The 25659-nt window shown below is 69.6% G+C and carries 27 protein-coding genes and 1 pseudogene; 17 read left to right on the top strand and 11 right to left on the bottom strand.

All coding sequences use genetic code 11. The features are described from left to right. Positions 1-99 precede the first annotated feature (99 nt). The 8 genes from map to truA all read left to right on the top strand — a co-directional run bounded on the left by map (position 100) and on the right by truA (position 5233). Positions 100-936, top strand: a complete 837-nt coding sequence (gene map, locus ACIBJF_RS29475; RefSeq protein ID WP_351802177.1) for a type I methionyl aminopeptidase — start codon at positions 100-102, stop codon at positions 934-936. Positions 937-1083: 147 nt separating this feature from the next. Further along, complete coding sequence (gene infA, locus ACIBJF_RS29470) at positions 1084-1305, top strand: translation initiation factor IF-1 (protein WP_003948620.1); 222 nt, start codon at positions 1084-1086, stop codon at positions 1303-1305. Positions 1306-1364: 59 nt separating this feature from the next. Next, positions 1365-1478, top strand: coding sequence for a 50S ribosomal protein L36 (gene rpmJ / locus ACIBJF_RS29465; protein ID WP_003998809.1), 114 nt, complete (start codon positions 1365-1367; stop codon positions 1476-1478). A gap of 188 nt (positions 1479-1666) precedes the next feature. Then, positions 1667-2047, top strand: coding sequence for a 30S ribosomal protein S13 (gene rpsM / locus ACIBJF_RS29460; RefSeq protein WP_023547369.1), 381 nt, complete (start codon positions 1667-1669; stop codon positions 2045-2047). Positions 2048-2112: 65 nt separating this feature from the next. Continuing rightward, positions 2113-2517 (top strand): 30S ribosomal protein S11, encoded by a 405-nt coding sequence (rpsK, locus tag ACIBJF_RS29455; RefSeq protein WP_003956432.1) that lies wholly within the window; start codon positions 2113-2115, stop codon positions 2515-2517. A gap of 155 nt (positions 2518-2672) precedes the next feature. Continuing rightward, a complete protein-coding gene (locus ACIBJF_RS29450) occupies positions 2673-3695 on the top strand; it encodes a DNA-directed RNA polymerase subunit alpha (RefSeq protein ID WP_003966937.1) in 1023 nt (340 codons plus the stop codon). A 128-nt stretch (positions 3696-3823) separates the two neighbouring features. Further along, positions 3824-4318 (top strand): 50S ribosomal protein L17, encoded by a 495-nt coding sequence (gene rplQ, locus ACIBJF_RS29445; protein ID WP_351802175.1) that lies wholly within the window; start codon positions 3824-3826, stop codon positions 4316-4318. A gap of 75 nt (positions 4319-4393) precedes the next feature. After that, on the top strand, positions 4394-5233 hold the full coding sequence (gene truA, locus ACIBJF_RS29440) for a tRNA pseudouridine(38-40) synthase TruA (protein ID WP_399178211.1): 840 nt from the start codon (positions 4394-4396) through the stop codon (positions 5231-5233). 6 nt (positions 5234-5239) lie between these two features. On the opposite strand, the gene ACIBJF_RS29435 is transcribed toward truA, so the two are convergent. The 7 genes from ACIBJF_RS29435 to ACIBJF_RS29405 all read right to left on the bottom strand — a co-directional run bounded on the left by ACIBJF_RS29435 (position 5240) and on the right by ACIBJF_RS29405 (position 13994). After that, complete coding sequence (locus tag ACIBJF_RS29435) at positions 5240-7333, bottom strand: acyltransferase family protein (protein WP_399178209.1); 2094 nt, start codon at positions 7331-7333, stop codon at positions 5240-5242. 35 nt (positions 7334-7368) lie between these two features. Then, on the bottom strand, positions 7369-8469 hold the full coding sequence (locus ACIBJF_RS29430) for a sugar phosphate nucleotidyltransferase (protein ID WP_399178207.1): 1101 nt from the start codon (positions 8467-8469) through the stop codon (positions 7369-7371). 15 nt (positions 8470-8484) lie between these two features. Further along, on the bottom strand, positions 8485-9711 hold the full coding sequence (locus ACIBJF_RS29425; RefSeq protein WP_399178205.1) for a glycoside hydrolase family 113: 1227 nt from the start codon (positions 9709-9711) through the stop codon (positions 8485-8487). Between the two features lie 20 nt (positions 9712-9731). After that, positions 9732-11183: a glycosyltransferase family 2 protein gene (locus ACIBJF_RS29420; RefSeq protein WP_399178203.1), complete on the bottom strand. Its 1452-nt coding sequence runs from the start codon at positions 11181-11183 to the stop codon at positions 9732-9734. Between the two features lie 246 nt (positions 11184-11429). Further along, positions 11430-12818, bottom strand: coding sequence for a glycoside hydrolase family 26 protein (locus ACIBJF_RS29415; RefSeq protein ID WP_399178201.1), 1389 nt, complete (start codon positions 12816-12818; stop codon positions 11430-11432). Positions 12819-12828: 10 nt separating this feature from the next. Next, positions 12829-13038, bottom strand: coding sequence for a hypothetical protein (locus tag ACIBJF_RS29410; RefSeq protein ID WP_399178199.1), 210 nt, complete (start codon positions 13036-13038; stop codon positions 12829-12831). 80 nt (positions 13039-13118) lie between these two features. Next, the gene (locus ACIBJF_RS29405) at positions 13119-13994 is read right to left on the bottom strand and encodes a hypothetical protein (RefSeq protein ID WP_399178197.1); all 876 of its coding nucleotides are present in this window, start codon (positions 13992-13994) and stop codon (positions 13119-13121) included. Positions 13995-14251: 257 nt separating this feature from the next. Between ACIBJF_RS29405 and rplM the strand changes: the two genes are divergently transcribed. The 4 genes from rplM (at position 14252) to ACIBJF_RS29385 (ending at position 17404) form a co-directional block, all read left to right on the top strand. After that, positions 14252-14695 (top strand): 50S ribosomal protein L13, encoded by a 444-nt coding sequence (gene rplM, locus ACIBJF_RS29400; protein ID WP_189978663.1) that lies wholly within the window; start codon positions 14252-14254, stop codon positions 14693-14695. A 42-nt stretch (positions 14696-14737) separates the two neighbouring features. Continuing rightward, positions 14738-15250 (top strand): 30S ribosomal protein S9, encoded by a 513-nt coding sequence (gene rpsI / locus ACIBJF_RS29395; protein ID WP_228621210.1) that lies wholly within the window; start codon positions 14738-14740, stop codon positions 15248-15250. A 146-nt stretch (positions 15251-15396) separates the two neighbouring features. Next, positions 15397-16755, top strand: a complete 1359-nt coding sequence (gene glmM / locus ACIBJF_RS29390; protein WP_399178195.1) for a phosphoglucosamine mutase — start codon at positions 15397-15399, stop codon at positions 16753-16755. A gap of 109 nt (positions 16756-16864) precedes the next feature. Beyond that, positions 16865-17404, top strand: coding sequence for a hypothetical protein (locus tag ACIBJF_RS29385; RefSeq protein ID WP_399178193.1), 540 nt, complete (start codon positions 16865-16867; stop codon positions 17402-17404). 70 nt (positions 17405-17474) lie between these two features. Here the strand turns inward: ACIBJF_RS29385 and coaA are convergent, their stop codons facing one another. Next, on the bottom strand, positions 17475-18443 hold the full coding sequence (gene coaA / locus ACIBJF_RS29380; RefSeq protein WP_399178280.1) for a type I pantothenate kinase: 969 nt from the start codon (positions 18441-18443) through the stop codon (positions 17475-17477). Positions 18444-18626: 183 nt separating this feature from the next. Here coaA and glmS point away from each other — a divergent pair, with 183 nt between their 5' ends. Beyond that, on the top strand, positions 18627-20474 hold the full coding sequence (glmS, locus tag ACIBJF_RS29375) for a glutamine--fructose-6-phosphate transaminase (isomerizing) (protein WP_399178191.1): 1848 nt from the start codon (positions 18627-18629) through the stop codon (positions 20472-20474). Positions 20475-20510: 36 nt separating this feature from the next. Here glmS and ACIBJF_RS29370 read toward each other — a convergent pair whose 3' ends face one another. Both ACIBJF_RS29370 and ACIBJF_RS29365 read right to left on the bottom strand, forming a co-directional pair. Next, positions 20511-21062, bottom strand: a complete 552-nt coding sequence (locus ACIBJF_RS29370) for a hypothetical protein (RefSeq protein WP_399178189.1) — start codon at positions 21060-21062, stop codon at positions 20511-20513. Positions 21063-21073: 11 nt separating this feature from the next. Continuing rightward, complete coding sequence (locus tag ACIBJF_RS29365; RefSeq protein WP_399178187.1) at positions 21074-21856, bottom strand: SDR family NAD(P)-dependent oxidoreductase; 783 nt, start codon at positions 21854-21856, stop codon at positions 21074-21076. A gap of 90 nt (positions 21857-21946) precedes the next feature. On the opposite strand from ACIBJF_RS29365, the gene ACIBJF_RS29360 reads away from it, so the two are divergent. From ACIBJF_RS29360 to ACIBJF_RS29350, 3 genes are all read left to right on the top strand, one after another. Beyond that, entirely contained in the window at positions 21947-22318 is a 372-nt protein-coding gene (locus tag ACIBJF_RS29360; protein ID WP_351802146.1) for a holo-ACP synthase, read from the top strand. Positions 22319-22363: 45 nt separating this feature from the next. Further along, positions 22364-23797 (top strand): NAD(P)H-hydrate dehydratase, encoded by a 1434-nt coding sequence (locus ACIBJF_RS29355; protein WP_365321511.1) that lies wholly within the window; start codon positions 22364-22366, stop codon positions 23795-23797. Positions 23798-24233: 436 nt separating this feature from the next. After that, positions 24234-24785, top strand: coding sequence for a L,D-transpeptidase (locus ACIBJF_RS29350; RefSeq protein WP_399178184.1), 552 nt, complete (start codon positions 24234-24236; stop codon positions 24783-24785). A 94-nt stretch (positions 24786-24879) separates the two neighbouring features. On the opposite strand, the gene tnpA is transcribed toward ACIBJF_RS29350, so the two are convergent. Then, the gene (tnpA, locus tag ACIBJF_RS29345) at positions 24880-25311 is read right to left on the bottom strand and encodes an IS200/IS605 family transposase (protein WP_399178182.1); all 432 of its coding nucleotides are present in this window, start codon (positions 25309-25311) and stop codon (positions 24880-24882) included. 133 nt (positions 25312-25444) lie between these two features. Between tnpA and ACIBJF_RS29340 the strand changes: the two are divergent. After that, positions 25445-25659: pseudogene (locus ACIBJF_RS29340) on the top strand (RNA-guided endonuclease TnpB family protein); the annotation flags it as partial.

Here is a 25659-nt window from a genome sequence, read left to right as displayed (position 1 = left end):
TCCCGGCTCCTCCGGCCGCGGTGCCCTCCCCGGGTGCCGCGGCCGTAGTGTTGTACAGATATCCCAGCCGATGTGAGTGACGGAGAGCGCAGGCCCCCCATGGTGCAGATCAAGACGCCCGAGCAGATCGCGAAGATGCGTGCGGCGGGCCTGGTCGTAGCCGCCATCCACGCGGCCACCCGTGAGGCCGCGGTGCCCGGCGCCTCCACCAAGGACCTGGACGAGGTCGCCCGCAAGGTCCTCGCCGAGCACGGCGCCAAGTCGAACTTCCTGGGGTACGGCGGTTTCCCCGCGACCATCTGCACGTCCGTGAACGACGTCGTCGTCCACGGCATCCCCTCCGACGACGTCGTCCTCAAGGACGGCGACATCATCTCCATCGACTGCGGCGCGATCGTCGACGGCTGGCACGGCGACGCGGCCTACACGGCCTTCGTGGGCTCCGGTCACGCTCCGGAGCTGATCGAGCTCTCCCGGGTGACGGAGGAGTCGATGTGGGCCGGCATCGCGGCCATGAAGCAGGGCAACCGCCTGGTCGACATCTCCCGCGCGGTCGAGACCTACATCCGCCGCCAGCCGAAGCCGGGCGGCGGCAAGTACGGGATCATCGAGGACTACGGCGGCCATGGCATCGGCACCGAGATGCACATGGACCCGCATCTGCTGAACTACGTGGACCGGCGCCGCGGCAAGGGCCCCAAGCTGGTGCCCGGCTTCTGCCTCGCGATCGAGCCGATGGTCTCCCTCGGCACCCCGCGCACCGAGGTCCTCTCCGACGACTGGACGGTCATCACGACCGACGGCACCTGGTCCTCGCACTGGGAGCACTCGGTCGCGCTGACGGCGGAGGGGCCCCTGGTCCTCACCGCCCCCGACGGCGGCAAGGCCAAGCTCGCCGAGTACGGCATCACCGCCGCTCCCGATCCGCTCGCATAGTGATCTCCCGCGTGGGGCAGACTTCCCCGATTCGCCTTTCACGGTGCTCCGACGTAGACTGACTCGTCGGCTCTTGTGCACCCTCATGCCTGCATGCTTGAGAGTGCGACGTGAGTCGATCAAGGTAGTCGATTCGAAGGGCGAAGCGTGGCCAAGAAGCAAGGTGCCATCGAGATCGAGGGCACTGTCGTCGAGTCTCTTCCGAACGCGATGTTCAAGGTCGAGCTCCAGAACGGCCACCAGGTCCTGGCACACATCAGCGGCAAGATGCGTATGCACTACATCCGCATCCTCCCTGACGACCGGGTCGTGGTGGAGCTGTCTCCTTACGACCTGACGCGTGGCCGGATCGTCTACCGGTACAAGTAGATCTTGCCCGCATCCCGCTCCGGCGGGGTGGTGGCACTGACCCGGAGAACCTCAATCCAATGAAGGTCAAGCCGAGCGTCAAGAAGATCTGCGACAAGTGCAGGGTGATCCGCCGTCACGGTCGGGTCATGGTCATCTGCGAGAACCCGCGCCACAAGCAGCGCCAGGGCTGACGCACGACCGATCCCTCTGCATCCATCGCAGAGTTTCGCGCGACGCGAGCTGAATATGTTCATACGCAGGACCCGAGCCAACCAGCTCGACACCCCCGGTTCGGAGGCCGGGGACCCAGTTCGTACCTGACACGGCGGCTGGGAGCCGGTTCTGCGGAAGACCTCCGAAGATCACCAGGAGCCATTGAATGGCACGCGTTTCCGGTGTTGACATCCCGCGCGAAAAGCGCGTGGAGGTCGCCCTCACCTACGTGTTCGGCATCGGCCGGACCCTCTCGAAGGAGACGCTGGCTGCGACCGGCGTCGACCCGAACACCCGCGTTCGTGACCTGACCGAAGAGCAGCTGGTCGCGATCCGCGAGTACGTCGACAACAACATCAAGACCGAGGGTGACCTCCGTCGCGAGATCCAGGCCGACATCCGCCGCAAGGTCGAGATCGGCTGCTACCAGGGTCTCCGTCACCGTCGCGGTCTGCCCGTCCGCGGTCAGCGCACCAGCACCAACGCCCGCACCCGCAAGGGCCCGCGTCGCGCCATCGCCGGCAAGAAGAAGCCGGGCAAGAAGTAGTCCGCAGCGGACACCTGTCCACGGTCTTCGCTGTAGGACCGACCACCTCCCGTAGGAGTTAGTAGATGCCCCCCAAGGGACGTCAGGGCGCTGCCAAGAAGGTGCGCCGCAAGGAAAAGAAGAACGTCGCTCACGGCCACGCGCACATCAAGAGCACGTTCAACAACACGATCGTCTCCATCACGGACCCGTCCGGCAACGTGATCTCCTGGGCCTCCGCCGGCCACGTCGGCTTCAAGGGCTCCCGGAAGTCCACGCCGTTCGCCGCGCAGATGGCCGCCGAGTCGGCCGCCCGCCGCGCCCAGGAGCACGGCATGCGCAAGGTCGACGTGTTCGTGAAGGGCCCGGGTTCCGGTCGTGAGACCGCGATCCGCTCCCTGCAGGCCACGGGCCTCGAGGTCGGCTCCATCCAGGACGTCACCCCGACCCCGCACAACGGCTGCCGTCCGCCGAAGCGCCGCCGCGTCTGACGCCTGGCAGCTTCGTCTGGCCGTAGGTTCCGGGCGGTACGGCTCCGTAAGGGGCGTACCGCCCGTACCCTTGCAGTACCCGCACTTTTCACGGGGTGCGGTTTCCGTCGGACGTCAAATAGCGGGCGTCCACGAATGAAGGATCTGATCCACACATGCTGATCGCTCAGCGTCCCTCGTTGACCGAAGAGGTCGTCGACGAGTTCCGCTCCCGGTTCGTGATCGAGCCGCTGGAGCCGGGCTTCGGCTACACCCTCGGCAACTCCCTGCGCCGCACCCTCCTGTCGTCGATCCCCGGCGCTGCTGTCACCAGCATCCGCATCGACGGTGTCCTGCACGAGTTCACCACCGTGCCGGGCGTCAAGGAGGACGTCACCGACCTGATCCTCAACATCAAGCAGCTGGTCGTCTCCTCGGAGCACGACGAGCCGGTCGTGATGTACCTGCGCAAGCAGGGCCCGGGTCTGGTCACCGCCGCCGACATCGCGCCCCCGGCCGGTGTCGAGGTGCACAACCCCGACCTGGTCCTCGCCACGCTCAACGGCAAGGGCAAGCTGGAGATGGAGCTGACGGTCGAGCGTGGCCGCGGTTACGTCTCCGCCGTGCAGAACAAGCAGGTGGGCCAGGAGATCGGCCGTATCCCGGTCGACTCCATCTACTCGCCGGTGCTGAAGGTCACGTACAAGGTCGAGGCCACGCGTGTCGAGCAGCGCACCGACTTCGACAAGCTGATCGTCGACGTCGAGACCAAGCAGGCCATGCGTCCGCGTGACGCCATGGCGTCGGCCGGCAAGACCCTGGTCGAGCTGTTCGGTCTGGCGCGCGAGCTCAACATCGACGCCGAGGGCATCGACATGGGCCCGTCCCCCACGGACGCCGCCCTGGCCGCCGACCTCGCGCTGCCGATCGAGGAGCTGGAGCTCACGGTCCGTTCCTACAACTGCCTCAAGCGCGAGGGCATCCACTCCGTGGGTGAGCTCGTCGCCCGCTCCGAGGCCGACCTGCTGGACATCCGCAACTTCGGTGCGAAGTCCATCGACGAGGTCAAGGCGAAGCTGGCCGGCATGGGCCTGGCCCTGAAGGACAGCCCGCCCGGATTCGACCCGACCGCCGCCGCCGACGCCTTCGGCGCCGACGACGACGCGGACGCGGGTTTCGTGGAGACCGAGCAGTACTGATCCGGTACTGTGCGTGACCCACTTCCGGGTGCCTGGCGACAGGCACCCGGATCTCCGACAGACAACCGTCTGCTCGGATACTGACCCCGGTACCTGACACGGCCGGGGCAGACACACAGGAGAAGAACATGCCGAAGCCCACCAAGGGTGCCCGTCTGGGCGGCAGCGCCGCGCACGAGAAGCTGCTCCTCGCGAACCTCGCGAAGTCGCTGTTCGAGCACGGCCGTATCACCACCACCGAGGCGAAGGCCCGCCGCCTGCGCCCGTACGCCGAGCGTCTGATCACCAAGGCGAAGAAGGGCGACCTTCACAACCGCCGCCAGGTGCTTCAGGTCATCACGGACAAGGGCGTCGTCCACACGCTCTTCACCGAGATCGGCCCGCGTTACGAGAACCGTCCGGGTGGCTACACCCGCATCACCAAGATCGGTAACCGCCGTGGCGACAACGCGCCCATGGCCGTCATCGAGCTGGTCGAGGCGCTGACGGTGCAGCAGAAGGCCGTGGGCGAGGCCGAGGCCGCCACCAAGCGTGCGGTCAAGGAGGCCGACGAGGCCAAGGTCGAGGAGACCAAGGCCGAGGACGCCGCCGAGGCTCCCGCCGAGGAGTCGACGGAGGCCTGAGGCTCTGCCTTGAGCTGAGCGGGTCCGCCCTTCACCGGGGCGGGCCCGCTTTTGCGTACCTGAGAGGATCTGAGGGTGAGTGAAGTACAGCCCGGCCACGTCCGTATCCGCCTCGACATCTCCTACGACGGCACCGACTTCCACGGCTGGGCCAAGCAGGCCGGCGGCAGGCGGACCGTACAGGCGGAGATCGAGGACGCGCTGCGTACGGTGACGCGGTCGCGGGAGACGTATGACCTGACCGTGGCCGGGCGCACCGACGCCGGCGTGCACGCGCGAGGACAGGTCGCCCACGTCGATCTGCCCCGGGCGGTCTGGGCCGAGCAGAGCGGCAAGCTGCTCAAGCGGCTCGCGGGGCGGCTGCCCAAGGACGTACGGGTGTGGGCACTCAGAGAGGCGCCCAGCGGCTTCGACGCCCGCTTCGCCGCGGTCTGGCGGCGCTACGTGTATCGCGTCACCGACAACCCCGGGGGAGTGGACCCCCTGCTCCGCAACCACGTCCTGTGGCACGACTGGCCCCTGGACGTCGCCATGATGGACGCCGCCGCCACATCACTGGTCGGCGAGCACGACTTCGCCGCATACGCGAAGAAGCGCGAGGGCGCGACCACGATCCGCGAGATCTTCGACTTCGGCGTGACCCGGCGCGCGGACGGCATCGTGGAGATAGAGGTCCGCGCCGACGCCTTCTGCCACAACCAGGTGCGTTCCATGGTCGGCGCGCTGCTGTTCGTGGGCGACGGCCATCGTGGCGTGGAGTGGCCGCGGAAGGTACTGGACGCGGGGGTCCGCGACAGTGCCGTGCACGTCGTACGGCCGCACGGACTGACCCTGGAAGAGGTCGGCTACCCGGCGGACGAACTGCTGCTGGAAAGGCAGCGGCAGGCCCGCCGGGTACGGGTGCGTACGACCTGAGCGCGGTCAGTCGGCGAGGGCCTTCTGAATGGTCGGCTTGAGAAAGGGTGCCAGCGACTTCGCATAGGCCCCCGTCATGTGGCTGTTGTCGAAGTAGACGATCTGGTCGGCGATCACCGTCGGGCAGACGTTGTCGGCGCAGAACGCGGGTAGTGAGTCGAGGACCTCGGCGCCGTGGCGCTCGGCGCCCTTCTGCTCAATGGCGCGGAAGTCAGGGAATTCGACGGCCTTGTCCTCGGCGGGGTTGCAGGCGGAGACGTCGTGGATGTGGGTGGCGAGGCAGTCAGGTACGTTCCGGCCGGGCTGCGGGGTGTCCGTGATGTAGACGAGCTTGGCGCCGGAGGCCTCGAGGACCTTGAAGGCCTGCTCGGCGCCCTTCTCGGTCACCTCCTGCCGGATGCGGCTGGTGACGACGATCACGTCGGGCTTGAGGCCGTCTATGCTCTTGAACGCCGATTGCCGCCAGCTGTCGCACTCGGAGTACTCGCGGTTCAGCTCGGGGTTCTTGATGGCGTACACCTCGGGGGAGCAGCCGCCCTTCGCCATGGTCACCACCTTCACGTGCAGCGATTTCCCGAGGCTCTCGAAGGCGTCGCCCCACTGCCAGGCGTGGGAATCTCCGATGACGACGATCGAGCGTTTGCCCTGCTTGTCCCCGATGACGCAGTTGTCACGCATGACGAACTTCTTGACGTCGGTGTTGTCGATGCAGCCGTAGTGGGTCATGTCCTTCGGAGCACCCGGGAGAATGCTCTGCGCGGTGGCGGATAGCTCCTTCTGGAGCACGGCCTGCTTCACCGACTTCTCGTCGGCGTACCCGACGGAGCTCCCTTTCGCGGCGCTGGCGCCGGCGGCTGTGTCCAGGTTGAGCGGTACCACCCGTATGGCGAGGAACATGGCGACGGCCGCGGTGGCGGTCAAGGTCAGGCCGGTCAGGATGCCGCGCCACGGGATCTGCACGAGCCTGACGTTGGCCTTCAGACGCCGTTCGATCAGATAGTGCCCGGCGACGGCCAGCACGAAGGAGCCTGAGGCGACGCGGAAGCGGTCGGAGTAGGTGATCTCGTGGCCGACGATGTCCGACCAGAGGATCAGCAGCGGCCAGTGCCAGAGGTACCAGCCGTAGCTCGCGTTGCCGACGAAGTTGAAAAGGGGGTTGTCGAGGAGTCGCTCGGCGCCGAAGCGAGGGTTGGCACAGCCGCCCGCCATGATCAGGGCGGCGCCCAGCACGGGGCCGCCCACGGCGTACCCGGGCAGGGGGGTCTGCTCGGTGATGAGCGACGCGGTGACCAGTATGGTGCCGAGTCCCACCCAGCTGAGGACGGCCGCGAGGCCCTGGTACATGCGTGACAGGAACCGGGCGTTGAGGGCGACGAAGACGCCGACGGCCAGTTCCCACACGCGGGTCGGGGTGCCGAAGTAGGCGAGCGGCTGATTCGTCTGGGTCGTCGTGACCGACAGATAGAGCGAGCCGCTGATCACGGCGGCCAGGAACAGCCCGACCAGGAAGCGGTTGCGGAAGATGGCCCGGCTGAGCCAGGCGACGACGACGAGCGCGATCGGGGCGAGGAGGTAGAACTGCTCCTCGATGCTCAGCGACCAGAAGTGCTGGTACGGCGACTGGCTGCCGTCGGCGGCGAAGTAGTCGGTGCCGTTCTCGGCCTGGCGCCAGTTGATGAAGCTCAGCGAGGCGGCGAAGCCGTCCTGCATATAGCCGCGGAACCTGAACGGGCTGGCGTAGATCCAGGCCACGACGGCCGTCACGACGATGGTGAGGGCAGCCCCCGGGGCCAGCCGCCGGAACCGGCGGGCCCAGAACTTGCCGAGCGACACCTTGCCGGTCTTGTCGATCTCCGCGAGGAGCTGGCTGCCGATGAGGAAGCCGCTGAGCGTGAAGCTGACGTCGACGCCGCCGTGGATGCCGAGGATGCCTGTGTGTACGAGGACGACCATCGTGATCGCGACGGCGCGCAGGCCCTGAAGGTCGGGCCGGTACTTGCGCAGCCGGTTTTCCTGCGGTGCTCTTCGGCGGTGCTGTTCCGGCCGGTGTCCGGGCGGCCGGGTCGGGTCGCTTGTCGCGGTGGCTTGATGGGTGGTCACGTCTCTCCTGTGGCTGTCCGGCCGGGCCGGATCTCTCAGTGGGCCGTCAGGCAGGCGGTGGCGGTGCCGCTCATCCGCACCCCGAGGGAGGGAATGCGGATGCCGCACGCGAGCCGCAGCTGGGCGGGCAGTTCGTTCTGCGCGCCGACGTGCGAGTGGCAGCCCACCACCACCTCGCGGAGGAACGACTCGCTGCCGATCGACGAGTCGTGGTCGACCACCGACTCGTGGATCTGCGCGGCCTCGGCCACGGTGACGTTCGCGCCGAGGATGGACCGGTCGACGACCACGCGCGGGCCGATGACGGCGTGCGGGCCGATCGTCGAGCCGCCCGTGACGCGGGCGGTCGCGTCGATCGTGGCCGTGGGATGGATCAGGGCCTCGGCCGGCGGCCCCACCAGTGGCGAGGTCGCCCTGCCGGTGACCAGGTCGGCGGACCCGTGCACGAAGGCGAGCGGGGTGCCGAGGTCACGCCAGTAGTCGTCCGTGACATGGCCGAAGACGCGCCCGCCCCCGGCGACCAACTGCGGGAAGGTCTCCTGCTCGACCGAGACCTCCCGGTCGGCCGGGATGGCGTCCAGGACGGAGCGGCGGAAGACGTAGCAGCCGGCGTTGATCTGGTCGGTGACGCATTCCTCCGGCGTCTTGGGCTTCTCCAGGAAGGACAGCACCCGGCCGGCCTCGTCGGTGGGGACGAGACCGAAGGCGCGCGGGTCGGGGACCCGGGTGAGGTGCAGGGTCACGTCGGCGACGTGGGCCTGGTGGTGCTCGAGGACGGCGCGCAGGTCCACGCCGGACAGGATGTCGCCGTTGAGGATCAGCACAGGCGCGTCGGCCGAGATGCCGCGCAGCCGCCGTGCGGCGTTGCGGATCGCTCCTCCGGTGCCGAGCGGGATCTCCTCTACGGCGTAGGAGATCTCCAGGTTCTGGGAGAAGTCCTTGAACTCCTCCTCGAACAGGTCGGCGAGGTAGGAGGTGGCGAACACGACGTGCTCGACGCCGGCGTCCATCAACTTGGCGATCTGGTGCCGGATGAAGGAGGAGCCCGCCACGTTGAGCAGGGGTTTCGGAGTGTGGTTCGTCAGGGGGCGCAGTCGGGTTCCCTTGCCGCCCACCAGGATGATGGCTTCTTGCATGATTGCGTCCCTCGGTCAGCTTGCGGTCTCGTCGCCGGGTCCTGCGTAGCCGGAGGTGAAGCAGGATGTGATGGCCTTCTCGGTGAGGGGGCGCCCGGCGAAGTCGAGCCGGGAGGCGACCTTGTCGTCGGGCTTGGTGTTCGGGTCGTCGTCGAAGTAGATCGACCACCAGTAGACGCCGCTCATATGCCGTTCCTGGACGACCCGGCAGACGGCGGTGTACCAGTTGGCCTGCACCTGGGGGTTGACGGCGCGCGTCGTGTAGAAGTCGCCGGGGGCGTGGTAAGCGCCGGTCATCGCGCCGATGCCCGCCTCAGCGATGGTGATCTTGGGCAGGGGACCGGTTGCCTTCCTGTCCAGCCACTTGTTCCAGCCGGCGACCAAGGTGGACACCGAGGCGTCGTCGCTGACCTTGACCGGGAAGTAGGCGTCGATGCCGAGATGGGTGACCGGCATGGTCACGGGGCCGGTGACGTACGCGTCCCAGTTGGCGTCGTAGGCGACCTCGCCGCCGAACAGCTTCTCGGCGTCGTTCACGACACCGTCCCAGTGCGGATCGCCCTGCAGGGAGGTCAGTTCGGTGCCGATGACGAAGGTGGTCGCCTTCTCGCTGTCGGCGGCCTTCAGATAGGGGGTCAGGAATTTCTCGTACGACGTGAACCAGGCATCGCGGTCGGCGGGCTTGATGTTGCCGCGCCAGCCGTTCTCCGCGGTCAGGGAGTGCTCGTCCATGAGGGGCCGGACGGTCGTACGCAGGCCGGCCTCATGGAAGATCCGCAGCACGCGGGCGAGATGCTCGGGCGTCGGTGTCTTGTCACCGGCGCTGATCTTCGTCGACGAGCGGGTCCCGGTGAAGAACGGGAAGGACACGCTGACGGAGTTGGCGTGCAGCCCGACCAGGTAGTTCGCGTGCAGCCGGGCCTGCTTCTCGATGTAGGTGAGGGAGTGTTTTGGGTTGTCCTCCCAGTAGAGCTGGGCGCCCCACTGGGGCATGCCCTTCTTCCACTTCTTGGCCACCTTGGCGACCTCGGTGGTCGGCGAGGTGGCCGCCGAGGTCTTGCCGTCACCGCCCTCGGTGTCGGCCCGCTGGGTGTGTTCCTTGCCGTCGAGCACCAGATGGGGCGCGAGTGAGCCCGAGGACCACTGCAGCGGGTGGTCGCCGAGCACGAAGGGGACCGCGATCACGAAGGAGATGACGGTGACGGGGAGCACGGCGAGCATGGGCAGGCGTGCGCGCTTCATGGCTGTGTGATCTCTTCCGGTCAGGCGGGCTTGGCGATGACGACGAACTTGTTCTCCTCGCGGCGGATGAACTTCCACAGGCCCTTGATGCCGCCGATCCCTTCGATGAGGGAGAAGTAGGGCAGCAGGAGGAGGACGGCCATGGGCTCCCACCATTTGCGTCTGCCGTTCACCGAGGCGATCGCGTTGAGCCGCAGCCCTTCCCAGTACGCCCAGATCACGTAGGCGAAGCTGGTCGACCACAGCAGGACGACCGACTGGGTCACCGGCGAGGTGTTCATGTCACCGATGAACCAGGCCACGAACAGGATCGTGCCGACGTGCTGCAGCGGTCCGAGGATCCAGCTGGTCACGCAGACGGTCAGGAACCAGCGATAACGGAGCGGCACCTTACGGTTGAAGCAGAGGGCGACCAGGCCCCAGGCCCAGCGCTCGCGCTGCTTGATGAAGTCCTTGGTGTTGGACGGCGAGGCGCCGTAGCAGCGGCCGTTGAACCAGTCGCTGCGGCCCGGGTAGAGGCGGCAGAAGGTCAGGGCCAGCCGGGCGTCCTCGACGATCTCCTTGGGGCCGAAGTCCCAGCCGATCTCGGCCTCGATGGAGGCGCGGATGACGAGGAGCTCGCCGTGCACACCGGCGGCCGGGGTGCCGAGGCCGGTGAAGGCGCGGAACCGTGCGATGTCGTCGGCGGGGCGGATGGCGTCGGCGAACCAGGTGAGCAGGCTCACCGCGTTCTCGCGCGGGTAGGTGAGGATGCCCTGCGCCATGTGCTTGACCTCTTCGGGGGTCGCGCGGCGCTGGCGGTTGATGAACTGGGCGAGGGACGCCGAGGTGTCGGGGCCGACACCGGTGTCGTCGTCCATGTGCAGGACCCACACGTTGTCGAGGGCCTCGCCCTCCTCGATGCGCAGCTCGTGGGCGTAGTTGTTCGCGCGGGCCTTGAACCGGGTGCCGTTCTTGGTCTGGTAGGCCTTCGGGACCGTGACCACGCGGATCAGGGGGCTGCTCGCGGCCAGCTCGTCGATCCGCTCGGCGGCCTCGCAGCCCTCCTCGGTGAGGACGTCCACGCGCATGTACGGGAACCATTCCGGCATGTGTTCCACGTAGGAGAGGACCGAGCGCTCCAGGGCCGGGTAGGTGTCGTGGCGCCCGATGGTGGGCACGAGCACGACCAGGAAGTCCTGCTCGACCAGGGCGGGCGGAGTCATCAGATGGGCCTTGCGGAGCCGGCGGCGGATGAGCACGAAACCCTGGACGGAGACGAGCACCCCGGGCACCGGAAGGGCCCAGCAGACGGTGATCAACCAGGCCAGTGGCGAGTGACTGGGTGTGTACGACCACAGGCTGAAGGCGGTCAGCAGGACCAGCGGGATCAGGAACGGCAGGATGCCCGGTTTCCATGCGGCGGTACGTTTCGCCAGCTTGGTGCTGTGCCGCGAATGCGACGTCCCCCCGTCGACCAGTGTCGATGCCATGACGACTGCGGAACTCCCCGTGAGATCGGACGGCGCGTCGAGGCGGCAGCGATCGTGGTCGCGGCGCGACGGCGCGCACCACGACATGGACTACGGGTTTCCTGCCCCCCGACGCCTTCTTTGGCGTCTCGGCCACTCGCCGCTCAGATGCCCCCCCAGGCGCCCAAACCACTGGCCGAACAGATGACTGATCCTTACACGCATGTACGCGGTAAGGAAATAGTATGGAAGGGGTGTGTTTAAAAATTAACCAAGTGGCGGCTTGTGGTCCTGTGCCGCCTTGAGGTGCGACCGCCACTCTCCGGCGGTGATCACCTGGGAAGACGCGTACGTCCGTTTCACGTCGGCCGCGGCGTTCTTGTGCCGCGGCTCGCTGACGTTGTCGTACGTCAGCGCCTGTCCCCACACCGTCCACAGCACCCACGGTGTGCGGGACAGGGCACGGGGCTGGTGCGCGTTGAGGGGCACGTGGAAGGACTCGGCGACGATTCGGGGCCGTGCGTACTGCTCCAGCCCCCGGTACCAGACCTCGGTCCAGGCACCGCTCCCGTAGGGCCGCTCCGGGCTTCCGCTGTAGTCGTCGACGCCCACGACGTCCACATACGCGCCGCCCGGGTAGTAGGGCCGGGGCGGAGTGCCGTAGGAGCCGTCCCAGGAGTTCGGGGCCCAGACGAAGATCAGGTTGTGCAGGCCCCGGTGGTGCACCAGGTAGTCGTGCGTCAGCTGCCACAGCCTCCGGTACGCGGCCGGGTCCTGTCCCGCCCACCAGAAGCCGTGGCCGGGTCGGGTGTTCATCTCGTGGTACGGCCGCAGCAGCACCGGTACGCCCCGGGCTGCCAGGTAGCCCAGGTGGTCCGCGAGATAGTCCAGGTCGTGCAGTAGGGCCCCGTGCTCGGCCGTGCCCTCGGTGATCACCCGGCCGAACCAGCCGGGATCCCGCGCGGCGGGCGAGTTGCGACACAGAGTCTGCGGGAAGCCCTTGACCGGACTGCCCGGAAAGGGCTGGTGGAAGGAGAACCCGACGATGCCCGCCGGGGCTCCGCCGTTGCCGGGCAGGGTGACCTCCCTGCCGGAGGCGCATTCCGTGTGCGTGCCGGAGGGGCGGTAGGAGCCGTCCGCCGGGCGGGGCAGCCCCGCCCACACGCCCACGGCGAGGTCGACGGCGTCGTCCGCGTAGCCCCACATGCGGCGGCAGCTCGGCCAGGCGCGCGAGTACGACCGTGCCTCGCCCACCGCCCAGCCCGGCTGCCCGTACCCCGGCCCCAGGTCGAGTTCCACGAAGCCGGGTAGGCGGCCGGTGATGTCCTGGGCCTTGCGGTAGTAGTAGCCCGGCTGCTTGGTGCCCCGGTAGTCGCCGTACTCCGCGTTGTACCGCTCGTTGTGCAGCTCCACGTGCTGCCCGATCACCGTCCGGCTCGCCCGGCCCCGGCGCGCGTCGTTCTCCAGCCCGGCCAGCAACGCGTACACCAGGCGTGCGGCGGGGGTGGCGTGCGGATCGCGATGCCGCAGATCACCGGGCACGAGCACCGGCGCCCGTCCGTCGCCCCCGGCCCACTCGGACCAGGCCCACACCGCCGCCGGCCCACCCAACGCGACTCCCGCCGCGGCCCCCAGCAGCCCGACGCGCCTTCGCATGCGCACGGCGTCACGCGCCTTTCCGGTGGAGCGGGGCGGCGACGGCGCCTCCGACGCCGAGGGCCCGGCAGGTGCCGGCCCGGTCGTCGTGGAGGGTGCCGCAGGCGACCGGGGCCTTGGCCTCCGGCCTGGGTGCGCCGATGCCTCGGGCGGTGTCCGTGCGCTCGCTCCCGTCGGTGGTCGTCCGCGCGTGGTGGCTCACGGTGCGGTGCAGGGGCATGGGACGGTTCCCCCGGGTGTTCATGGTGGTGGCCGAGGTGGGACGACCGGTGTTCCGGGGGAGAGGCTGACCCGCCTGGGTCATCCGTTGGCCGCTGCCGACGCCTGGGCCTGGCCGCGGCGGTAGATCTGGTTGAAGGTGAACTGCTGCAGGTCGGTGCCGGCGCGGAAGACCTTCGTGTCCTTGTTGGTGACGTTCTTGCCGTCGAGGAAGCCGCCGGTGGTGAAGTAGGCGTAGCGGCCGACCGCGTTCGTGGTCGTCAGGCAGACCGCGGCGTTGCAGAAGTTCTTGACGCCCTTGCCGGGCAGGGAGCGGACCACGGCCTTCTTGGCGGCCTGCTTCCTGACCTTCGTGGCGTGCGCCTGGTCGTCGAAGACGGCGACGCCGACGGTGATCGCGATGCCGCCGTTGGTGTAGGTCGCGCGGATCAGGCGGGTGCAGCCGCCCGTGGTGAGGATCTTCGGCAGGTTGCCGCCGGCGGCGGAGGCGCAGTTCGTGGTGTCGGCCGTGGCGCCCTTCTTGTACACGGTGTCGCCCATGGTGAGCTGGGTGCCCGGGAAGAGGGTGTCGGCGCTGAGCGGGGCGGTGTCCTTCTTGGCGCTGGCTATGAAGTCCCTCGGGTCCAGCGGCGGCGGGGCGCTGGTGGAGGCGAAGGACGGCGTGGCCGAGTCGCTGGGCACCGAGGCGCTGGCGGGCAGGTTGGTGGGGCTGCCCGACGCGCTCGTGTCGTTGTTCGCCGAGACGACGGCCATGGCCACGGCCGTGCCGACGGCTATCGTGGCGACGGCGCCGGCGCCCACGAACAGCAGCTTGCGACGCTTGTTGCGGGTCTCCGAGGCCTCGGCGAGCGCCGCCCAGTCCGGGGTCCCGTCGTCACCGCCACTGTTCCAGGTCTGCTGGGAATGCGGTTTCCAGGGATCCCACTGAGACTGGGGTCCCCCCTGCCCGTAACTCATGGGGCGCATCTTAGACGGGGGGCGGGGGTGAGCACGCCGATCGGTCGTTTTGACCCTCACCGACGACCCCGGTATTCTGCTTGTTCGTTGTGTATTGGCTTGCTCATTCTCACGGGACGGGCCCTTACACCGGTCCACCGGGCCGATGACCAGCGACCCCACGTACGCGGTATGCGTCGCCGCCGTGCGGTCTAGGCTGTCGTGATCGTTTCGGTGACCTGTTCAGGACCATTCACTCGAAGCGAAGGCTACGAACCGTGCGTACGTACAGCCCCAAGCCCGGCGATGTGACGCGCCAGTGGCACGTCATCGACGCTCAGGACGTTGTCCTGGGCCGTCTCGCCACCACTGCAGCGACCCTTCTCCGGGGCAAGCACAAGCCGATCTACGCCCCGCACGTCGACGCTGGTGACTTCGTCATCATCATCAACGCCGACAAGGTGCACCTCTCCGGCAACAAGCGGACCCAGAAGATGGCGTACCGCCACTCCGGCTACCCGGGTGGTCTGCGCTCCGTCCGTTACGACGAGCTGCTCGCCAAGAACCCCGAGAAGGCCATCGAGAAGGCCGTCAAGGGCATGCTCCCCAAGAACACCCTGGGCCGTCAGATGCTCACGAAGCTGAAGGTCTACTCGGGCGACCAGCACCCGCACGCTGCCCAGCAGCCGGTGCCGTTCGAGATCACCCAGGTCGCGCAGTAAGTCCGGCCACCCCCTAAGACCGAAGAGAATCTGAGGAGAATCGTGGCCGAGACCACTGCCGAGCAGCCGATCGAAGAGATCGACATCGAGAGCTACACCACCGAGTCCGAGGTCCCCGTCGAGGGCGAGTACACCTCGGAGTCCCTGGCCTCCCGCTTCGGCGAGCCCCAGCCGGCCGCCGGCCTGGGCCGCCGCAAGAACGCCATCGCCCGCGTCCGGATCGTTCCGGGCACCGGCAAGTGGAAGATCAACGGTCGCACCCTCGAGGACTACTTCCCGAACAAGGTGCACCAGCAGGAAGTCAACGAGCCCTTCAAGGTGCTCGAGCTCGACGGCCGTTACGACGTCATCGCCCGCATCGCGGGTGGCGGTGTCTCCGGTCAGGCCGGTGCCCTGCGCCTCGGCGTCGCCCGTGCCCTGAACGAGGCCGACGTCGACAACAACCGTGGCCCGCTGAAGAAGGCCGGCTTCCTCAAGCGCGACGACCGTGCGGTCGAGCGCAAGAAGGCCGGTCTGAAGAAGGCCCGCAAGGCTCCGCAGTACAGCAAGCGCTAAGCGTCGCCTGCTCGTACTCCGAACGCCCCGGCGGCACGCCTCATGTGCCGTCGGGGCGTTCGTTTATCCCAGGCAAGGGCGTATAACGACACGAGACGCTCAGCCGCTCAACGGCTTGTGTGATCGCAGTTTCCTCAGGAGGACAAGTGGGACGACTCTTCGGCACGGACGGCGTGCGCGGTGTCGCCAACGCGGACCTGACGGCCGAGATGGCGCTCGGCCTGTCCGTTGCGGCGGCCCACGTGCTGGCCGAGGCGGGCACCTTCGAGGGCCACAAGCCGACGGCGGTGGTCGGTCGGGACCCGCGGGCGTCCGGGGAGTTCCTGGAGGCGGCCGTGGTCGCGGGCCTGGCCAGCGCCGGCGTGGACGTGCTGCGCGTCGGCGTGCTGCCGACGCCCGCGGTCGCGCATCTGACCGGCGCGCTCGGCGCCGACCTGGGCGTGATGCTCTCCGCCAGCCACAACGCCATGCCGGACAACGGCATCAAGTTCTTCGCCCGCGGCGGCCACAAACTCGCCGACGAGCTGGAGGACAGGATCGAGGCGGTGTACGACTCCCACCGGCACGGCGAGCCGTGGGAGCGGCCGACGGGCGCGGGCGTAGGCCGTGTGCGCTCGTACGACGAGGGCTTCGAGAGTTACGTCGTCCACCTGCTCTCCGTCCTGCCGAACCGGCTCGACGGACTGAAGATCGTCCTGGACGAAGCGCACGGCGCGGCCTCGGGGGTCTCGCCGGAGGCGTTCGCCCGGGCCGGCGCCCAGGTCGTCACGATCGGCGCCGAGCCGGACGGTCTGAACATCAACGACGGCTGCGGCTCGACCCACCTGGACCAGCTCAAGGCCGCGGTGGTCGAGCACGGCGCCGACCTCGGCATCGCGCACGACGGCGACGCCGACCGGTGCCTGGCCGTGGACCACACCGGCGAGGAGGTCGACGGCGACCAGATCCTCTCCGTGCTGGCACTGTCCATGCGGGAACGCTCCGCGCTGCGGGCCGACACGGTCGTCGCCACCGTGATGTCCAACCTGGGCTTCAAGCTGGCGATGGAGAAGGCCGGGATCCGGCTGATCCAGACGGCCGTCGGCGACCGGTACGTCCTGGAGGAGATGAAGGAGCACGGGTACGCCCTCGGCGGCGAGCAGTCCGGGCATGTCATCATCCTCGACCACGCGACCACCGGTGACGGCACGCTGACCGGGCTGCTGCTGGCGGCGCGGGTCGCCGAGACCGGCCGTACGCTGCGGGAGTTGGCGTCCGTGATGGAGCGGCTGCCGCAGGTGCTGATCAACGTGCCGGACGTGGACAAGTCCCGGGTGCGGACGTCGGCGGAGCTCGCCGCCGCCGTGACCGAGGCCGAGCGTGAACTCGGTGAGACCGGGCGGGTGTTGCTGCGGCCTTCCGGGACCGAGCCGCTGGTGCGGGTGATGGTCGAGGCCGCGGACATCGACCAGGCGCGGTCCGTCGCCGGGCGGCTGGCCGATGCCGTGAAGTCGGCGCTGGGCTGACCCGGGCCGCACGGAGTAACAAGGAGTGCAGGCCAGGTCACTGATTGTTTGACTTGCCGTCGAGAGACCGCAGCGCGCGGCTCTCGTCTCGACGGGAGAGGAAACAGTCATGAAGACCTTGAGCAGCACTGTGCGGCGGGTGGCCGGTCCGGCCCTGGCCGCGGGGCCCGCCGCCACCGCGTTCACCACCCCGGCCTCCGCCGCCGCGGCGCCCGGCTCCACGGTGACCCGTTTCGGGGGGAGCGTCGCGCTCAGCGCGAATCCCGGGGCGGCGAACACGGTCACGGCCAGTAGATCCGGCGATCTGCTGATCATGGAGGACCTGTCTGGCATCGCAGCCGGACCGGGCTGCACGCAGCTCACCGCCACCACCGCCCGGTGCGGACTCGCCACCTCTGTCGGTCAGCTGACCATATCGGTGGGTGACATGAAGGACAGCGTCACGAACAACGCCGGGATCCCCTCCATCATCAACGCCGGTTCGGGCGACGACACCATCACCGGCGGGAGTCGCAACGACACGATCAACGTGCAGGACGGTGCGGGCGGCGACACGGTGACCTGCGACGGCGGCGGTTTCGACGTGGTGTCCGCCGACCGCGGTGACAAGGTCGCCCTGGACTGCGAGGTGAGGAGCGGCGTCTTCTAGCCGCCCCGCTCGGCCGTACTCTCACACTGCCTGGCCCACGGCCACTCCTGGGCCGGCAGTGTGAGCGTGCCTACAGCTTGCGCAGCCTCAGGCGCTGCACCTTGTGGTCCGGGCCCTTGCGGACCACGAGGGTGGCCCGCCCGCGGGTGGGGGCGATGTTCTCGACCAGGTTGGGCTTGTTGATGGTCCGCCAGAGGGTGCGGGCGTAGTCGAGGGCCTCCTCCTCCGAGACCTGGGTGTACTTGCGGAAGTACGAGTCGGGGTTCTGGAAGGCGGTCTGACGCAGCTTCTTGAAGCGGTTGAGGTACCAGCGTTCGATGTCCTCGGCGCTCGCGTCGACGTACACGCTGAAGTCGAAGTAGTCGGCGAGACCGACCCGGGTGCGGCCGTCCTTGCCGGGCAGGGCGGGCTGCAGGACGTTCAGGCCCTCGACGATCAGGATGTCCGGGCGGCGGACCGTGAGCTTCCGGTCCGGGACGATGTCGTAGATGAGGTGGGAGTAGACGGGGGCCGTGACCTCGTCCTTGCCCGCCTTGATGTCGGCGACGAAACGGGTCAGGGCCCGGCGGTCGTAGGACTCGGGGAAGCCTTTCCGCGACATCAGGCCGCACGCCTGAAGCTCCCGGGTGGGCAGCAGGAAGCCGTCCGTCGTCACCAGCTCCACGCGCGGGTGTTCCGCCCAGCGGGAGAGCAGGGCCTGGAGGAGCCGGGCGACGGTCGACTTTCCCACGGCGACCGAGCCGGCGACGCCTATGACGAACGGGGTGCCGGACTGGGAGCCCTGCTCGCCGAGGAAGGTGTTCAGCGCGCCTCTGAGGCCGTCCGTGGCGCCGACGTAGAGGTTGAGGAGCCGGGAGAGCGGGAGGTAGATGTCCCGCACCTCGTCCAGGTCGATCACATCGCCCAGACCGCGCAGCTTCTCCACCTCCTCGGCGGTGAGCGGCAGCGGCGTCTTGTCGCGCAGCGCGCTCCACTCGGCGCGGGTGAGGTCGACGTAGGGAGTCGCCTCCGGCCTGTGCCGGTGGGCGCTCCGGGGCATCGAGGAGACCGGTGAGATCACAGTCCATTGTTAACGGAGTTTGAACGAGGCGGCGGGTGGGGTCCGTCACGCCCGCGCGACCGTCCGCCCCGCCCGGAGTGACCTTCGTACGACGGTGGGAATTTCCGATTTCGGGCAGGTGGAGGCCAGTTCGGAACGTTCCCGGGTCGTAGGCTGCGGCTCATGTGCGGAATCGTTGGATACGTAGGGTCACAGTCGGCGCTCGAAGTCGTGATGGCCGGGCTGAAGCGGCTGGAGTACCGGGGTTACGACTCGGCGGGTGTCGCCGTGCTGGCCGACGGCGGGCTGGCCGCGGCGAAGAGGGCCGGGAAACTGGTCAACCTGGAGAAGGAACTGGTCGAACGGCCGCTGCCGACGGGCGTGACGGGCATCGGCCACACCCGCTGGGCCACGCACGGCGGTCCGACCGACGCCAATGCCCATCCGCATCTGGACAACGCGGGGCGCGTCGCCGTCGTCCACAACGGCATCATCGAGAACTTCGCGGTGCTGCGGGCCGAACTCGCCGAGCGCGGCCACGAACTGACCTCCGAGACGGACACCGAGGTCGTCGCCCATCTGCTCGCCGAGGAGTTCTCCTCCTGCGGGGACCTCGCCGAGGCCATGCGGCTGGTGTGCCGGCGGCTGGAGGGCGCGTTCACGCTGGTCGCGGTGCACGCCGACGAGCCGGACGTGGTCGTCGGCGCGCGGCGGAACTCGCCGCTGGTGGTGGGCGTCGGAGAGGGTGAGGCGTTCCTGGCCTCGGACGTCGCCGCGTTCATCGCCCACACGCGCTCCGCGATCGAGCTGGGCCAGGACCAGGTGGTGGAGCTGCGCCGCGACGGCGTGACGGTGACGGGCTTCGACGGCCGCCCGGCCGAGGTCCGCAGCTATCACGTGGACTGGGACGCCTCCGCCGCGGAAAAGGGGGGCTATGACTACTTCATGCTCAAGGAGATCGCCGAGCAGCCCAAGGCGGTCGCCGACACGCTGCTGGGCCGTATCGACCCGTCGGGTTCGCTGACGCTGGACGAGGTCCGTATCTCGCCCTCCGAGCTGCGGGAGATCGACAAGGTCGTCATCGTCGCGTGCGGCACGGCCTTCCACGCCGGCCTGATCGCCAAGTACGCCATCGAGCACTGGACGCGTATCCCGTGCGAGGTGGAGCTGGCCAGCGAGTTCCGGTACCGGGACCCGATCCTGGACGGCCGCTCCCTGGTCATCGCCATCTCCCAGTCCGGCGAGACCATGGACACCCTGATGGCGCTGCGGCACGCCCGCGAGCAGGGCTCCAAGGTGCTGGCGATCTGCAACACCAACGGCTCCACGATCCCGCGCGAGTCGGACGCGGTGCTGTACACGCACGCCGGGCCGGAGGTCGCCGTGGCCTCCACGAAGGCGTTCCTGACCCAGCTGGTGGCCTGTTACCTGGTGGCGCTGTATCTGGGTCAGGTGCGGGGCACCAAGTGGGGCGACGAGATCCAGGTGGTGATCAAGGACCTGTCGCGGATCTCGGTGGAGGTCGAGCGGGTCCTGGAGACGATGGAGCCGGTGCGCGAGCTGGCCCGGAGCCTGGCGTCGAAGAACACGGTCCTCTTCCTCGGCCGGCACGTGGGCTACCCGGTCGCGCTGGAAGGCGCGCTGAAGCTCAAGGAGCTCGCCTACATGCACGCCGAGGGCTTCGCGGCGGGCGAGCTGAAGCACGGTCCGATCGCGCTGATCGAGGAGGATGTGCCGGTCGTGGTCGTCGTCCCCTCGCCGCGTGGCCGCTCGGTCCTGCACGACAAGATCGTCTCCAACATCCAGGAGATCCGGGCCCGCGGGGCGCGCACGATCGTGATCGCGGAGGAGGGCGACGAGGCGGTGGTCCCGTACGCCGACCACCTGATCCGCATTCCGGCCACCCCCACCCTGCTTCAGCCGCTGGTGGCCACCGTGCCCCTCCAGGTCTTCGCCTGCGAGCTGGCCACCGCCCGCGGCAACGAGGTCGACCAGCCGCGCAACCTGGCGAAGTCGGTCACCGTGGAGTAGCACCGCCCGCACGTCAGGAGAGGCGCCGGCCGCGGGTCAGGAGAGGCGCCGGCCGCCCCAACCGGTGGCGGCCAGCACCTCTTCGGCGATGTCCGCGACGGTCCTGCCGTCCGTCGGCACCCGCACGACGTGCGCCGGCGCGTCCCGGTCCAGCAGCCGGGCCTTGCGCGCACTGCCGGCCAGCTCCTCCTCCAGTTCCGAGCCGATCTCCCGCCGGACGAGGCGCTCCCGGGCGGTGGCGTCGGAGGCCGTGAGCAGTACCCGTACGATCCGCACACCTCCGCCCATCGCCCGCTCGAACATCCCGGTCGCCGCGGGCAGCACGCTGACGGTGTTCGTGTAGATCAGGCGCCGGTAGCCACGGGCGGCGAAGTTCGCCCACACCGCGGTCAGATTGGCCTCGGTGATCCCGCTGCGGAGCGGGTCGCCCTCCGGGGCGGGGTGCACTTGGCCCATGAAGTCCCCGTCCACCACGGCATGCGCGACGGCCGAGCGGCGCAGCACCGCGGAGACCTCCCAGGCGACGGTCGTCTTGCCGACCCCCGCACGGCCGCCGATGAGCAGTGCCTCGGGGCGGTCCGCCGGCACCTGGCGGCGGCTCAATGGACCGACAGGCCGCCGTCGACGAAGATCGACTGACCTGTGACGTAGGCGGAGGCGCGGCTCGCGAGGAAGACGGCCGCGCCCTCGAAGTCCTCGGCGAGGCCGTTGCGGCCGGTCATCGTGCGGGCGGCCAGGGCGGCCACCTTCTCCGGATCGGACGACAGCCGCTGGTTGAGCGGCGTCATCACGAACCCCGGCACCAGCGTGTTGACCGTGACGCCGTACGGCGACCAGGCCTCGGCCTGCGAACGGGCCAGCGACTCCAGCGCGCCCTTCGACACGCCGTACGCGCCGCTCTGCACGAAGGCGCGGTGCGCCTGCTGGGAGGTGATGTGGATGATCCGGCCGAAGCCGCGCTCCGCCATGCCGGGCCCGAAGCGCTGCCCCAGCAGGAACGGCGCCTCCAGGTTCACGGCCATGGTGGTGTCCCACACGTCCTCGCCCAGCTCGCCCATCGGCGGCCGCAGGTTGACCCCGGCGGAGTTGACGAGGATGTCCGGCTCACCGAAGACACCGGCCGCCTCCTCGGCCGCCGCGCGCACGCCGTGACGGGTGCTCAGGTCCGCCGTGATCCAGGCGGCTCGGCACCCGACGGCCGTCAACTCGTCGACAGTCTCCTCCAGTTGCTCCTTTCTGCGGGCGGCCACCACCACGCTCGCGCCCGCCCGCGCGAGCGCCCCGGTGATGGCCCGGCCGATGCCGGAACTGCCTCCGGTCACCACGGCGACACGGCCGTGCAGCGAGAAGAGTTCGGAGAGATAGGCCTGCGACGACGTCATGGACGGAGCGTAGAGGGCACGCGCCCGGCGCGGCAGCCGGATTTCGGCAGGTGGGCGGTCCGGTGGGCGCGCGATCGTAGGCTGCCCGGCATGAGCATCATCGGAGTGGGGATCGACGTCGCCGAGATCGACCGGTTCCGCGCGTCCTTGGAGCGGACGCCCGGGCTGGCCGATCGGCTGTTCGTGGAGCGGGAGCTGCTGCTGCCCAGCGGGGAGCGGCGCGGGATCGCCTCGCTCGCGGCCCGGTTCGCCGCCAAGGAGGCCCTGGCGAAGGCGCTGGGGGCGCCGCCCGGACTGCACTGGACCGACGTCGAGGTGTACGTCGAGGACAGCGGGCAGCCCCGGCTGCGGGTGGCGGGCACCGTGGCCGCGCGGGCCGCGGAGCTGGGCGTGCGGTCCTGGCACGTGTCGCTCAGCCATGACGCGGGCGTCGCCTCGGCCGTGGTGGTCGCCGAGGGCTGAGTGCCCGGGTGTGGGTGACGGCCGTTCCGGGGCAGACTCGGTGCCATGCGGAATGCGTACAGCGTGGAGACGGTAAGGGCGGCCGAACGGGCGCTGATGGCGCGGCTGCCGGAGGGTGCGCTGATGCAGCGGGCCGCCGCGGGACTGGCCGCCGCCTGCGCCGAGTTGCTCGGACGGGTGTACGGCAGTCGGGTGGTGCTGCTCGTCGGCAGCGGCGACAACGGCGGGGACGCGCTGTACGCGGGGGCGCGGCTGGCCCGGCGCGGGGCCGGGGTCACCGCCGTACTCCTGACGCCCGAAAGGGCGCACGCGGGTGGGCTGGCCGCGCTGCGGCGGGCAGGGGGCACAGTCGCCCCGGCCGGTGCCGCCGACGGGCTGATCGAGCGGGCCGACCTCGTCGTGGACGGGATCGTCGGGATCGGCGGCAAGGGCGGGCTGCGGCCCGAGGCCGAGGCCCTGGCCCGGGTCGCCGAGCGGTCCCGGGCCGCCGTGGTGGCCGTGGACCTGCCGAGCGGGATCGAGGCGGACACCGGGGAGGTGCGGGGCGCCGCGATCCGGGCCGATCTGACGGTGACCTTCGGGACGTACAAGCCCGGGCTGCTGATCGATCCGGGGCGGGAGTACGCCGGGGTGGTGCGGCTGGTCGACATCGGTCTCGAACTGCCCGCCGAGGCAGAGCTGGAGGCCCTGCAACACGCGGAAGTGGCACGGCTGTTGCCGGTGCCGGCCGCGGAGAGCGACAAGTACCGGCGGGGTGTGGTCGGCATCGCCGCCGGGTCCGCGCGCTACCCCGGCGCCGCCGTGCTCGCCGTCTCCGGCGCTCTGCGGGGCGGGGCGGGGGCCGTACGGTACGTCGGGCCGGCCGGGGAGGCGGTCATCGCCCGCTTCCCGGAGACGCTGGTGTCCGACCGGGGGCCGGCGAAGGCGGGGCGCGTCCAGGCCTGGGTGGTCGGGCCGGGGGCCGGGGAGGACGCGGTGACCGTGGCCGAGGTGCTCGGGGCAGACGTGCCGGTGCTGATCGACGCGGACGGGCTGCGGCTCGCCGAGCGGGACGCGGTGCGCGGGCGTACGGCGCCGACGCTCATGACCCCCCACGCCGGGGAGGCGGCCGCGCTGCTCGGCGTGCGCCGGGAGGAGGTCGAGGGGGCCCGGCTGGCCGCGGTGCGGGAGCTGGCGGCGGCGTACCGGGCGACGGTGCTGCTGAAGGGGTCCACGACCCTGGTCGCCGAGGCCGGGGGCGGGGCCGTGCGGATGAACGCCACGGGGACGTCCTGGCTGGCCACGGCCGGGAGCGGGGACGTGCTCTCGGGCCTCGCCGGGTCGCTGCTGGCCTCGGGTCTCCCGGCCCTGGACGCGGGCAGCGCGGCGGCGTATCTGCACGGCCTGGCCGGGCGGTTCGCCTCGGACGGGGCACCGGTGGGGGCGCATGACGTGGCCGACCGGATCCCCCAGGCGTGGAGGGACGTGCACGCGCTGTAGCCGACGGGGTCCGGCCGTCACCTCACGGAACCCCGCCTTCACGCACCCTCACCCGCACCCGGCCGACGCCCGACGTAATCCAGGTCCGTCCCCCGGGTGACCCTCCCGCGCGGCACCCCCGATCCGGCGGAGCCCCACGCTTGGCTGATCGCATGATCAGCAGACGAATCGCGTCCAGAGGTGTCGCGGTGCTGCTCGCCACCGCGACGGCCCTCCCGGCGGCCGGCACCGCCGTGGCCTCCCCAGCGGCCCGCGCGCCCATGGCCGGCGCCCCAACGGCCGGCCCCGCGGCCACCACCCCCGTGCCCCCCGCCCCGGCCCCGCCCCCGAACTCGTCCCGGGTGTCGCGCCCCGGCCCGGGCAGCCGTGGCAGATCGACACGCCCGACCAGGCGTTGCCGCCGCGGGTGTACACGCCCAGTGCCCGAGAGGACGCCGTGGAGCCCAGGGCGGCGGCGCCGGGGGCGTACGACCTCATCGAGTACGTGCCGCTGTCCGACGCCGTCGCCAAGGTGACGTGCAGCAAGCAGGCCGGGCCTTATCAGCGGCAGGTCGAGCGGTGGCTGAGGCTGAAGGCCGACGGGAAGCAGTCCGCCGCCGACTGCAAGGCCATCCGGGCGTTCCAGGTCGCGTACAAGATCAAGCCCGCCATCGGGTTCGCCGGGACCGTCACCTGGTCGACCATGATGCTCGTCTCGGCGGGAAAGGACCCGAACGCCGCCAAGAAGTGTCCCGTCCGGTCGTACAAGGTCGCCTGCGTCGATCTGGACCGTCAGCTCACCTGGGTGCAGAAGGGCTCCCAGGTGGTGTTCGGGCCGGTGCCCATGCGGAGCGGGCGCACGGGGCACGTCACCCGCCAGGGCTGGCACACCATCTACTGGCGGCACAAGAACCACTGGTCCACCCTCTACAACCAGCCCATGCCGTACGCCCAGTTCTTCGACGGCGGCGAGGCGTTCCACGCCGTCTACGGCAGCATCTACCTTTGATCTTGGCCGGTGCTCCGGCCTTCAGGCCGGATGGTGAAGGCCATCTCAAAATAGGGGTGTCCCGCACCAGGGGCACGGGTCCGCACTGGTGACCTCAGCTCACGGGGCGCTGCTGCCGCTCGATGTACTGCTGTACGACGGTGAGTGGCGCCCCGCCGCAGCTTGCGGCGAAGTGGGAGCCGGACCAGAAGTGTCCGCCCCACCGGTACCGGCGTACGTGTGCGTCGTACTCCTTGCGCAGCAGGCGGGCGGAGACGCCCTTGAGGGAGTTGACCAGCTTGGAGAGCCGGACCTTCGGCGGGTAGTGCACGAGCAGGTGGACGTGGTCCTGTTCGCCGTTGAACTGCTTGAGGTCGGCCTCGAAGTCCGTGCAGACCTCCCGCATGATCTCTTCGCAGCGCGTCAGCATCTGGTCCGTGAACGCCTTCCGCCGGTACTTGGTGACGAACACCAAGTGGACGTGAAGGTTGTGGACGACGTGGCGTCCGGTCCTGACATCGGGATCAGGGTTCCATCGCGGTGACATAGACCAACTGTAGTATGGTGATCGTTGTGAGCGAACTCGGCCTGGTGAAGCGGCAGTTCGGGCACGTGCCCGACTGGCACTGTCCCCTGCCGGGATTCGTACGGCCGATGATCAGGGGCACGCGGCCCGCACCATGTGGAACTGCCTGCATGCCTGGTGGCTGATGATGCCGAAGGACAAGCGGACGCTGGCGAACGCGGACGCCGCGATACGCCAGGCCCGCAAGGACCTCGACTTCCTCGGCAAGCTCCCAGCGCAGGCCGCCCAGGCCGTCCTCAAGACGTACTTCCGCGCCTGGGTGACCTGCTGGGAAGGCCGAGCGGAAGCGCCAGCCTTCAAGGCCCGCTT

Origin of the sequence: Streptomyces sp. NPDC050743, assembly GCF_044456925.1 — a bacterium.
Classification (GTDB): domain Bacteria; phylum Actinomycetota; class Actinomycetes; order Streptomycetales; family Streptomycetaceae; genus Streptomyces.
The sequence above is the reverse complement of the archived record's forward strand: the minus strand, read 5'-3'. Positions and strand labels throughout refer to the sequence as shown.